General features: G+C 55.9%; 9 protein-coding genes. 4 read left to right on the forward strand and 5 right to left on the reverse strand.

Going from position 1 to position 12,054, the window contains the following annotated elements; all coding sequences use genetic code 11:
* Positions 1–96: 96 nt before the first annotated feature.
* From ACUZ9P_RS02235 to ACUZ9P_RS02245, 3 genes are read right to left on the reverse strand one after another with little or no spacing between them, the layout of a single operon-like run.
* Positions 97–1,140: a tetratricopeptide repeat protein gene (locus tag ACUZ9P_RS02235; RefSeq protein ID WP_449248474.1), complete on the reverse strand. Its 1,044-nt coding sequence runs from the start codon at positions 1,138–1,140 to the stop codon at positions 97–99.
* A 3-nt stretch (positions 1,141–1,143) separates the two neighbouring features.
* The gene (locus ACUZ9P_RS02240; RefSeq protein WP_449248475.1) at positions 1,144–2,871 is read right to left on the reverse strand and encodes an LIC12162 family transferase; all 1,728 of its coding nucleotides are present in this window, start codon (positions 2,869–2,871) and stop codon (positions 1,144–1,146) included.
* A gap of 2 nt (positions 2,872–2,873) precedes the next feature.
* Complete coding sequence (locus ACUZ9P_RS02245; protein WP_449248476.1) at positions 2,874–3,935, reverse strand: N-acetylneuraminate synthase family protein; 1,062 nt, start codon at positions 3,933–3,935, stop codon at positions 2,874–2,876.
* A gap of 198 nt (positions 3,936–4,133) precedes the next feature.
* Between ACUZ9P_RS02245 and rdgB the strand changes: the two genes are divergently transcribed.
* The 4 genes from rdgB (at position 4,134) to ACUZ9P_RS02265 (ending at position 10,510) form a co-directional block, all read left to right on the forward strand.
* On the forward strand, positions 4,134–4,763 hold the full coding sequence (rdgB, locus tag ACUZ9P_RS02250; RefSeq protein WP_449248477.1) for an RdgB/HAM1 family non-canonical purine NTP pyrophosphatase: 630 nt from the start codon (positions 4,134–4,136) through the stop codon (positions 4,761–4,763).
* Positions 4,764–5,368: 605 nt separating this feature from the next.
* Positions 5,369–8,470, forward strand: a complete 3,102-nt coding sequence (gene fliD, locus ACUZ9P_RS02255; RefSeq protein WP_449248478.1) for a flagellar filament capping protein FliD — start codon at positions 5,369–5,371, stop codon at positions 8,468–8,470.
* A gap of 54 nt (positions 8,471–8,524) precedes the next feature.
* Entirely contained in the window at positions 8,525–9,172 is a 648-nt protein-coding gene (fliS, locus tag ACUZ9P_RS02260; protein ID WP_449248479.1) for a flagellar export chaperone FliS, read from the forward strand.
* 321 nt (positions 9,173–9,493) lie between these two features.
* Positions 9,494–10,510, forward strand: coding sequence for a GGDEF domain-containing protein (locus ACUZ9P_RS02265; RefSeq protein ID WP_449248480.1), 1,017 nt, complete (start codon positions 9,494–9,496; stop codon positions 10,508–10,510).
* A gap of 130 nt (positions 10,511–10,640) precedes the next feature.
* Here ACUZ9P_RS02265 and ACUZ9P_RS02270 read toward each other — a convergent pair whose 3' ends face one another.
* Both ACUZ9P_RS02270 and ACUZ9P_RS02275 read right to left on the reverse strand, forming a co-directional pair.
* Complete coding sequence (locus ACUZ9P_RS02270) at positions 10,641–11,174, reverse strand: phosphatase PAP2 family protein (protein WP_449248481.1); 534 nt, start codon at positions 11,172–11,174, stop codon at positions 10,641–10,643.
* Between the two features lie 23 nt (positions 11,175–11,197).
* A complete protein-coding gene (locus ACUZ9P_RS02275; RefSeq protein ID WP_449248482.1) occupies positions 11,198–11,980 on the reverse strand; it encodes an alpha/beta fold hydrolase in 783 nt (260 codons plus the stop codon).
* Between the last annotated feature and the right edge of the window lie 74 nt (positions 11,981–12,054).

Here is a 12,054-nt window from a genome sequence, read left to right on the forward strand (position 1 = left end):
TTGGCAGAAACAGGCAAAGGCCGTCCGGCATACTCACGGGTATGCCGGACGGCCTTTATATTTTTGAATGTCGGGCCTTCTGGCCCGCCTGGTTGTTTACTGCTTCTTTTTATCGCGGGTCTGTTTGGTGGGGCTGCTGGGAGCCGCGGCCTTGGCAGGAGCCTTGGTGGACATGCTGCGCAGGGCGGCCTTGGCATCAGGATCCCCGTTCTTGGCGGCAAGCTGATACCAGCGGCTGGCTTCGGTCAGGTTGCGGGGAACGCCCGTCCCCTGTTCATACATGAGGCCAAGACTGTACTGGGCGGCAGCTTCGTTCTGCTCCGCAGCCTTGCGGTACCAGTCCACAGCCTGGGTATAATCCTGCGCCGCGCCGCGCCCCTGCTCATACATATAGCCGAGGTTGTACTGCGCCTCAGCATAGCCCTGCTCCGCCGCGCGTGTATACCACTGCACGGCCTTGGCGGGATCCTGGGCATAGCCGCGCCCTTCGGCGTACATGTAGGCCAGGTTGTTCTGGGCTTTGGCGTGATCCTGCTCTGCGGCCTTTTCAAACCAGTGGGCCGCCTTGGTGTCGCTCTGGTTTTCGCCCTTGCCGTTCATGTAGGTCCAGCCCAGCGAATACTGGGCCGAAGCCAGCCCCTGATTGGCGGCACGGGTGTACCAGTCAATGGCGGCGGCTTCATCCTTGGGCACGCCCTTGCCATAGGCATAGAGGTAGCCAAGATTGTACTGGGCCATGGCAAGGCCCTGATCGGCGGCCTTGCGGAACCAGCGGGCGGCCTCGTGGTAATTGCGGGGAACGCCATCCCCGGTAACCAGCGACGTGGCCCACGAATTCATGGCGCTGACATCGCCCTTTTCCGCCGCCAGACGGAAAAATTCCGCAGCGCGCGTATTGTTTTTCTTCACGCCCTTGCCATCAAGGATCAGGCGACCCATGACATAGAGGGCTTCGGCATTGCCGCTGTCCACCAGCGGCTTGAGCACGCGCACGGCCTGATCGTAATCGGCCTTGTCCAGCGCGGCCTGCGCCTCGCGCAGGGTCGAGGCGTCATCAGCCAGAACAGTGCCGCCCATGAGCAGAACAGAACAGAATACCGCGGCCACCAACAGCGACAACGAAAAAACACGAACTTGCATGTGTTACAGACTCTTCAGCATTTTCAGCCAGTAAGGGTTAGGACCGCCCGGAACGGTCAGGGCCTGCTGCGCGCAGTACGCCTTGCGCGCCTGCTGCACCTTATCGCTCATCCACCATGCCAGCGGATCACTCCAGACCTCGGCGGCCTTGGCGGCGGCCTTCTGGGGTGTTTCGTGCCATATACCGGCTTCGGCCAGCATGTCCAGCAGGGCCGTGGCATCGCTTGTCAGGGCCCAGGCCTCACGCCGCCAGAACAACACCATGGGCATATTGGCAACCAGCGATTCCAGCAGTGTTGTACCGTTGTGGTCCAGCACCAGCAAACGGCAGGCATACAGGTGGGTTGACAACATGCCCGTGGCCATTCGCACTGCGGGGAAACGCTCCAGCACCCAATCCGCATCGCGCAGGGAGCCGGGAACCGGGAAATAGGGACGGTACAGCGAACAGGCTTGCACATCGCGCCCCAGAGCTTCAAAAAATCGACTTTTGTCCTTGCGGTATTCCACTATCTGCAAGGGCGAGGGATGCGCGTCAAGCCGATAGGGAAAGGCGGGCATTTCGGTGCCGACATACAGCAGGTTTTCGCCCTTCTGCCCCTGCCAGCGCCCTTCAAGGCCATCAAGCTGCGGATACGGCAGGGGAATAAAATTGCCCGCGCTGCCCTGATGCTGCTTCCAGCCCCAGGTGCCAAAGGCATGCTGGCTGTATTCCACCATCTCCACATCCGACACGCAGCGCACCTGCCCGTAGTCGCTGCCATGCTGCACATACATGAGGCGGTTGCCGCGCCCCCGCCACATGGCCAGCGACTGGCGGTAATCCGCATCTTCATAGGCCAGCACGCTGGCAACGCGCAGGCGCGGCCCCAGCGGATCAGGCGTAAGACGGGCCGGATGCTTGTGACTTGCCAACAGCTGCGGCAAGGATGCCATGAAAAGCGTCACCAGCGTACTGGCGAAATTTTCTGGCAGATCCGCCGCAATACCGGTGGCGGCGCTGCTGTACTCCGCCTGCGGGCGCGACCTGTCCGGCCCATGGCTGCGGTGCAGCAAGGCCAGCGAAAAACGCAAAGTCTGGGCAATGCTCATGCCCTTAAGCCGGGGGCAAGGCAGGCGCAGCATCAGCTTGCGCAGCACTTCACGCACCCGCTCCTTGCCGGAGAGCTTTTCCGGCTCGCCATATTTCTTTTGCACCGCAGGCAGATACTCCAGGCTCCAGGCAGCGGGAAAAACCTCTTCCAGCAGGCGCGAGAACAGCCAGTGGTTGTAGGTATGCCCCAGCGCCCCGTGCATCACAAAATCCGGCCCGGTGGCAAAACTGAACGAGCAGTCACGCGGCAGCAGCGGCACATGCAGCGGCTCCTGCCCCCAGGCCTGCACCATGGCCTTGACCCGCCACCAGCGCTCCACAACCTGCTTGGAAACATTCATTGCCCACGGCGTGAGCAGGGTCTCCCAATAGGCAGGCGGCAAATTGCGGGCATGCGGGCATATACGCTCGGCAACATGAGGCAGCATGTCGGCGCAGAGAGCCTTTACCTCCTGACAGGCCCGCTCCTGCAAGGGAATCTCGACCAGCGGCTCTGGAGCAAAGGTGAATTTTTTATCCCAGTCGGGGAAAAATTCTTCCTGCTCGGCAAAACACCAAGGCCCGGCCGCGCGAAAAACCGCAGGGTCGGCCTTGTGGGGCATGCGCCCAAGAACAAGGGTTACGCGCCCGTTGCTCATAATCAGGCCCTGTCAAGATCGGCCCAGGAAAGCACGGTATCTTCTGGCAGATCACGGCGGGCGCGCATACCGAGCACCTCGTCGTAATTACGAGGGGAGATGCCGTGCGCGGGGCGCTTCCAGGTAAGATCGGCAGCGGTCAGAGGCTGACCGGCAGGCACGGCCCGCGCCGTCACCAGAGAGCGGCGGGCATGCTGACGTGCGGGTTCTTCTTCCGGCAGGGCGCGCAGTTCCATGCCGCCCACGCTGGTCAGCGTGGCGTTGAGGCGCTTGTAGAAATGCTTGAGGTCTTCCTTGTCCATGGCATGATAGTGGTCATTGCCGGGCAAGGTTTTGTCGTGCGAAAAGTGTTTTTCAAGAATGCGCGCGCCCAGCAGGGTGGCGGTTTCAAGAATATGCATGTCGTTGGGCAGGGTGTGGTCGGAATAGCCGATGACATGCTGGGGAAAATGCCGCTTGAGCGCGGGAATCATGCCCAGGGCCGCGTTTTCGTCCGCAGTGGGATAGTTGAGCACGCAGTGCAGCAGGGCCAGCTTGTTGCCCTTTTCTTCAATCCATTCCACGGCTTCTGCAATTTCGTGCAGATGCGCCGCGCCTGTGGAGAGAATAATGGGCTTTTTGAAATCGCAAAGAATGCGGATAAAAGGCTTGTTGGTGATGTCGGACGAGGAAATCTTGAACACGTCCATGAGGTCGTTAAGAAAGTGCGCCGACTCCACGTCAAAGGGCGTGGACATGAAGGCAATGCCTGCAGCGTCGCAATATTTCTTGAGGGCTTCAAATTCGTTCTTCCAGAAAGAATCGTGCTTCTTGAAGAGCTCGTACTGGCTGGAAGTAGGTTCCTTGGAGGTATCCCAGTAGGCAGGAGAATCCTTGGAGGCCAGGGTTCCTGCCTTGTAGGTCTGGAACTTGATGGCATTGGCCCCGCCCTCGGCGGCCTCGTCAACCAGACGGCGGGCAATGTCCATGCTGCCCTCGTGGTTCACGCCAGCCTCGGCAATAACATAGGGAACGGGGATGTGGGTTTCCTGAGTGGGGACGTCGAATATTTCCATGAGTTTCATGCTCATTTCCTCTCTGATGAATGATGGGTGAAAACTATACTCCCGCAAGATGCAAAAGAAAAGCACACGCTGCGGCCCATTCACATAACATTTCATAATAACTATATATTTAAACTATCCAGGCGTTTTACCCAACGCTCTTTACCTGCGGCCCGCCTGCGGATATGTTCTTTGCCCAAACTCATAAAGGATGCAGACATGGCGCACAGCAAGACACTTCGTATCGTTCTGGCCACGCAAAATGCGGGCAAGGTTCGCGAACTGGCCGACCCGCTGACCGAATTCGGCGTGGAAGTTCTGGGGCTTTCGTCCTTTCCTGAAATTGGCGACATCGAAGAAACCGGCACCACATTTGAAGAAAACGCTCTCATCAAAGCCCGGGCCGTGGCGGGCCTGACCGGCCTTGTGAGCGTTGCCGATGATTCCGGCCTGGAAGTGGACGCCCTGGACGGCGCACCGGGCGTGTACTCTGCCCGCTATTCCGATGACTGGGAGAGCCTGCCCGGCGAAAGCCGCGATGCCCGCAACATCCGCAAGCTGCTGCACGCAATGACCGCAGTACCCGCTGAAAAACGCGGCTGCCGCTTTGTCAGCTGCATGGCCGCCGCCAAGCCCAATGGCGATGAAATGGTGGTGCGCGGCACATGGGAAGGCACCCTGCTGGAATGCCCGCACGGGGACAACGGTTTTGGCTACGACCCTATTTTCTTTGATTCGTCCGCGCGCAAATCCGCTGCGGAACTGACGCGGGACGAAAAAAACGCCCGCAGCCACAGGGGTAATGCCCTGCGCGCCCTGCTGGCCCGCTGGACAGAATTTATGCACTAAGGCGCAGCACACGCCAATGATGCGGACGGAACAAACCGCCCGCAAATGTCGCATGGCTGCAACGTCAAAGAATCAGGAGCAGGCGGGGCAACCCGCCGCTTCTCTTTTACCCGGCTCTGCAAGGCCGCGAACTGCACCCTCCTGCCTAGACGCAGCCCCCCAAGAGTACCGGGGAACCAGACCGTCATTTTTATGCCAGTCAGGGCAACCGACAACCGGATCTGCTCATTTTCCAGGCGCCGCCAGTCTCTAAACTTTTTCGCCTTTGCTCCGTTAAAATAACTGAGCGCAAGACCTTCGGCAATTTTGCGTGGAGGCAAAAACTGCCCTTTCGACAGCCCGGAGCGAAACAAAGGCTCCACGTGCGCAAGCGAAAAAATACGGTCAAGACGGGTACCCGCGCTATCCGCTGATTTTTTTCAGCATTTCCGGCATTGCTACTCCCCGCCCTGACGTATCCACCAATTTGCACGTATCTTGCAAATTTTGAGTGTCCGTCATGTCTCCGGCATGTATTGCCGCCATTTGCATGCATGACGGCTGGCGGTTCCCCAGGTTTGCGCATGCCCGCACCGGGAACGGCACATCTTTCTTGTGAGGCACCTATGGCCACCACCATATCCGGTTCCAGCGCCATATCCAACCTCAGTGGTTCGGATACTGACTTTGACAAGGTTCTCGCGGACCTTAAAAAGATTGAGTCCACGCAACTCAATCGTCTTACGGCGTGGAAAAGCGACTGGAAACTGCGCTATGATGCTTTTGACAAAGTTATTGGGCAGGTCAGCACCGCCAGCAATGTGCTTGCAACCCTTGCCAACAAGAACAGCTTTGTTACCAAGAACGTAACCAGCAGCGACAGCAATATTATTTCGGCTGTTGCCAGCGCCTCCGCAGACGATGTTCAGCATACCATCAAGGTCAGCCAGGTGGCGAGCAACGCCATATGGGCCAACACCGGGCACGTCTTTACCAGCAAGACGGACATCATCAATACATCCGGCACATCGCAGACATTTTCATACCGCTATGCTGGCAAGGAATACAGCATGGCCGTTCCGGCCAATACCACGCTCGATTCCTTTGTGAGCATGGTCAACAATTCTTCCGACAACCCCGGCATCAAGGTCAGCATTGTTCAGGCCAGTTCCGGCTATGTTTTTCAGGTTGCCGGCAAGAGCACCGGCGCGTCCAACGATCTGGTCATTCACAGTTCCGGCCTTGTGGGCATGAGCGCATCTGGCGCATCCTCCACATGGTCGACCAACAGTGTGCTGGACATGGGCAGCACGCTCACCAACCCCACAAAATATGCCTACGACCTCATCATGGAGGACGGCAACACATTTTCGGTCAAAATCAACGGGGACAAGACCAACCAGGATCTTGCAAGCGCCATCAATGCGCAGGTGGGGCGCAGCATTGCCAGCATTGACGGCTCCGGCAATCTGCAACTTGCAGACGTCAAGGCCATGTACCGGCGTGACACCAGTACGCAGACATCTTTCAGCACCCCGGTCACAAAATTTTCCATGGGCTCAACGCCCACAACAACCAAGCTAACGGGCGCCCTGACGGTTGATCTGAACATCAACGATGGCGTCACCACTGGCACACGCACCCTGACCATTGCCGCCGGCACCACCATGAAGGATGCCGCATTGCAGATCGCCCAGGCTTCAGGCGCCAGCACGGCTGAAATGACCTACAACAACACCACTGGCGGCTGGGAGCTGAACCTCTCCAACGTGAACGGTGCAACCCTCAGCTTTGCTGACAGCGCCAGCGATTCTGGCAAAATGACCTCAACCGTCATTGCGGATCAAACCAAGCTTGGTACCAAGGTGATAGGCGATTCCGGCTCGCAGAGCTTTACCGCCAGCACGGCTATTACCTTTGACAGCGCCAAGCTCTCGCAAAAGCTTGGCGGCACAAGCGCTGACGGCACAAAAAACTTTACCTATACCTTTGTTAACAACACTGGCGGCACGCAAACCCTGACCATTGCGCAGGACAAGACCTATCAGGATCTGCTGACTCAGCTTCAGTCGTTTGGCGGCACATTGAGCGGAGATGGCAAAACCGTAACGTTCGCGAATACGGAGAAAGTCTACCTGAGCGCGGGCGGCACCGGCGGCGGCATGGACGGAATCACCGTCAAGACAGACTCCACGGCCACCGTTACCAACATGGCCGCAGGCTCCACGCTGGAGACGCCCCCGGCCCTGACCTATACTTACACCACCAATGACAGCTCCACGCCCAAGACATTTACGGTTCCTGGCGGCTCCAAGATGGCGGACGTGATCGCCGCACTCAAATCCAAGAATCTGTCTGGTTCACTGGTAAGCGCGGACGGAACCACGACCATTGACCTGCAAACAGGCACCCTGCCTACAACCGGCAGTTATTTTCTCAAGCTCAACAATATTGATTCGCTCAGCGGGCCGGGCATTACCGGCCAGGTGACCTCGTCCTCCAACTGGAATATCCGTGGCGCGGCCAACGCCAAATTTACGGTGGACAACTGGCCCTTGACCATGGAATCCGACACCAACAGCGTGAGCAACGTGATCGAGGGCGTGGTCTTTACCATTCAGGACAAAGGCAGTGCAGCCATTACGGTCAATACAGACGTCACCTCGGTGGAAAAATCCATTCAGACGTTTCTTGATTCCGTCAACTCTGTCTTGATGACCATCAATGATTGCACAAAATTTGACCCGAACAAGGACGTCACCACCAACGATCCTAAAAATATAAACAGCAAAAACTACAGTACCTCGCAGCTGACCGCAGAAAAAGGCGGCCTGTTGCAGGGCAACTATGGCGTACAGCTGTTCAAATCGCGCTTCACCTCCTTGGTCAACAGCGCCCCCCCTGGTTTTGCCAGCCGGTCATCTGCCTCCGATGTGCTGTCGGGCGATGTGCTTGCCAACCTCGCCAACATGGGCATCAAGGTTGAAACTGACCAGTCGAGTTCCAACTATGGGCTTTTGGTAATTGCGCCTTCGTCCGGCATTGCCGAGCTGCAGAAGATGGACAAGAGCAATTATGAAAAAATGATCAACAGCAACCTTTCGGATGTTGTGGATTTTTTCTGTTCCAGCGGCACCGGCACGACTACCAGCTCTGATTTTCGCTATGGCAGCCACATTGCGGGCATCACCAAGGGTGGTTCCTATGATGTGAACTACTCGGTTGATGCTGGCGGCAATATTACCAATGTCACGGTTGGCGGCGTGGCCGCAACGCGCGACACAAGCCAGCCGGGCTATTACTACAGCGTTGCTTCCGGTGATGCGCGAGGTCTTGCGCTCCAGATAGACAACCTCACCCCCGGCAACCACACGGGGCAGGTACGCATCAAGGAAGGGCTGATTCAGACGGTCAGCACCTTCCTCAAAAGCGAACTGACCTATACGGCCGTCAACGTCTCGGGCACTGGCACCGCAGAGCAGACGTCCGCAGCCATTGCGCTTAAATCAAAAAACGGCGCCTTGATGATTCTGAAAAACAACTATCAGAGCATCATGGAAAATATCGATAAAAAGATTACCAAGGAACAAGATCGGCTCGACCAGTGGGAAGCCCGGCAAAAAAAATATTTTGCCAACCTTGAAACCCTGCTTAAAAAATACAATACCCAGAAAGATCAGCTCACGTCACAGCTCAAGCAGCTTTCCAGTTCGTCAAGCAGCTCCTAACCAGCATGAAACAGCAATAAGGCCAGCCAAAGAACACCGCCATAAGGACACACCATGAACAAAGCGGCGCAAGCATATTTTCAGACCAAGGTCGGCACCACGGATCAGGGGCAACTTTTGCTCATGCTCTATGACGGCGCGCTCACATTCATACAGCAGGCACGCACAAAAATGATTGCCAATGACTATGCGGGAAAGGGCATCCTTATCTCCAAGGTCATCGACATAATCAACGAGCTTTCCGCTTCTTTGAACATGGACAAGGGCGGCAGCCTGGCTGTGAACCTGAACAACCTGTACCTGCTCTGCACGGCCCGTTTGCTGCGCGCCAACCTGAAAATGGATATGGATTCACTCAACAGTGTGGAATCCATCCTTTCAGGCCTGCGCGGCGCCTATGCCCAAATTATTGAAACCCCCGAGGCCCGTCAGGCGAGCAACGATATTGCCACCCGCCTGCAACCCATGGGGACAATGACCAGGTCACCGCAGCCCATCATACCGTCAACAGTTACCGCCGTGCCGCGCTCCCATGCTCAGGCGGCCTATGGCCGTAGCGCCATGCGCCCTGCAGCCCCTGCGGCGGAGGCACCCAGCCAGATGGCCGATGCCCAGCGCGCGCATGTGCAGTCTTTTGACCAGACCGCGCCGCAGGCGGCAGCACCTCAGCCGCGCCTGCCCGGCGCTTACGGCAAACCATAGCATAGGCCTTGCCCAGACAGGAAGGCTGGCAGCAGCATTACGCAAAAGCGGCGGCATCTTGGTGTCGCCGCTTTTTGCGCTGACATGCGGTCTGCCGAAAAATACCACCGATGTGTATGGCAAAAGACGGCAATGCAGCTTCGGGAAATCGATTATTATCCTCTTTGACAGGCTTATCCAGAGAAGCTAGTCTTCACAAAATTTTTAAAGAGCATCCGCTCAAAGTTTATCCATATTTTACTGCACTGCGAAACAAGCCCCATGGTGAAATCCAAAGAGTCTTCTGTTCACTGCAAAAACACATATCTCAAATTATTTGATATGTTTGATAAAGCAGGCGTTCCGCCAGAAACGCGCTGGCGCTCCCTGCTGCTTTTTTTCAGGGAAATGAAGGACTATCATTTTCTTGATGAAGAACAAAAGATTGCCATTCTCGCACAGATGGAAGAGCTGTTGAAAAACAGGCACTACTCTGATGAGCAGCTTGTTTCCACAATCCGCAAGTGCAGCGAAATATTCAGCAAGCCAATTGTGACGCAGCTTGACAGCATGGTTCACGAAACGTCTTCCATCATAGACCAGTTTTTCAGCAAGCTGTCTTCGCGCTACGGTGATATTGCCCACCTTGAAAAAGAAAGTCTTTCCATTGTGGCGGAGAACGGCGATGGCACCGTCATGCTTGAAAAGCTGCAATCAGCCTTTCGCCGGGTCAAGGTGCTTTTTGAGGAAGACATCTGCAACCTTGAAAATCTCGCCTTCATTGACCCCCTGACTCAGGTTGCCAACCGCCTGAGCCTTGATCTTTTTATCAAAAATTCTACGGCCCGATGGCACGAAGAAGGGCACCCCCTTGCCCTGGCCCTCTTTGATATCGACCACTTCAAAACCTTTAACGACACATATGGTCACCTTATCGGCGATCAGGTGCTTAAGGTTGTTGGCTCGCACCTCCGCAGAGCGCGCGAAGAAATTGATACAGAGACGGATGCCCTGGCAGCGCGCTTTGGCGGCGATGAGTTTGCCCTTGTGGCCTCCGGGGCCAACGCGCATATGTTGCCCGAAATCATCAGCCGTTTTTGCAAGGCCATCAAAAATTTCAACCTGCTCATCCGGGATACGGAAGGCAATGTTGAAAAAAACAACCTGCACATTACCGTCAGCGCCGGCATAGCAGTGCTGGATGCCCAAGCACCCCGAATTCAAACGGCAGAACAGCTTTTTGACCGGGCGGACAAAGCCCTGTACCACGCCAAGCACAATGCCCGTTCTCGCGCGGTGGTGTTAAAAGCCAACGATCAATACCTGATTCTGGACGAAGAAAATCACAAGGCAGTCTAGCGCCGGGGCAACAGCCCGCAGCTTGCGCACCATAAAAAAAGGCGGGGAAACCCGCCTTTTTTTATGGTGCTAACAAAATCAGCCGCATGCTCGCCAGTAACGGCCCTAACCCTTTGCACCCCCGTTTTTTTTACAGCCCAGACCTGGCTTGGTGAAAGCAGAGTTTTACCGCCACTGCGGCAAGGCAAGCTGTTAAAAATGCCCCCGCCATGTCCAGTGGATAGTGCACACCCACAAAAATTCTGGCCCAGGCAGTAGCGAACCCCAGCAGCATGACAACCAGTGCAATGCCACGCGGGCCCTTGTGCAGAAGCAGGGCAAACGCCATCGAAAACAAAAAGGTGGCGTGTAAACTGGGAAGTGACGATGTGGGTTCGTGGGCAATCAGCATTCGCCCAATCCCCAGCACAAAGGGCCGGGGATTATAATGAAACATTCGGATCAGGCAGGCTGAACCCATGGCCACCGCCACGGTCAAAACCACACGTAAAGCCAAAGCAACGGCAAAGCCGCGTGGCTTTTGCCGCACAACAGCCAGCAGGGTCAACAAAACCGCGATACCTATGGGCCACTCTGCCAGTGCGCCCCCTGCCCACACTGCAAAGGGGGATGCCGCATCGCTGGCGTTAATGGCAAGAAAAATCTGGTGATTCAGTAAAATCATGCTCTATACCGGGATACAACAGATCAGAAAAAATCCGCATTATGCGCGCTGAAGCGCGTTTTCAAAAAATCTTTGAATATGTCCACGGCCGAGGCCGCAGTATTGCTCCAGGCAAAATCCTGAAAAACAAAATGCCCGCAATACGGCAGCATCAACAGGGAGGCGTCCGGGATCAGTTTTTTCATGTCCACAAGCTGCTCTGGCAAAACGATATCCCGATCGCCGCCCACAATAAGCGTTGGCGTTTGCAGGGCTTGCAAAACTTCAACTTCAACAACGCAATCCCTGCTCCACAGCTCTTTTGTCTTACTGATAAAGCTCTCAAGCATTGGAGCTGGGTTCAGCTCGGCATACTGCTGCGCAACTTCCGGCATATGCTCCTGAACAAAATCCGCAGACAAAGCTTCAACCGTTTCCAGCCAACCTTGCGACATCCCCGACACACCAAGATAATTGCCGGATATGGCAATGAGGCTCTTTGCCTTGCCCTGCAAGCGACTTGCCATATGCAAGCCGAGGTTCGCCCCATCGCTGTAGCCAACAATGTGAAAAGGCGGCAGATCAAGCGCCTGCGTGAAAGAAATCAGTTCCTCCGCCATCAGGGCATATTCAAAAGGCGCTTCCGTGTCCGCTGTTCTGCCGTGCCCGCGCCGGTCAACAGCGATAACGCGGAAGTCCTTTGCCAGCTCTGCAAGCAAAGTTTCGTAATTTTCGCAGGTATCCAGCCCGCCGTGCAAAAAGAGAAGAGGTTCCCCCTGCCCTTTTGTTGTATAAAACCAGTTGATTCCGTCAGTTGATATTTGCATTGCTTGCACTCCGATATCTTCTTTTTTGCTATATTGGCTTGTTTCAGTGGCTTATCAACTTTAGCGTGTCGCCG

It is taken from the genome of Desulfovibrio intestinivivus, from assembly GCF_053570665.1.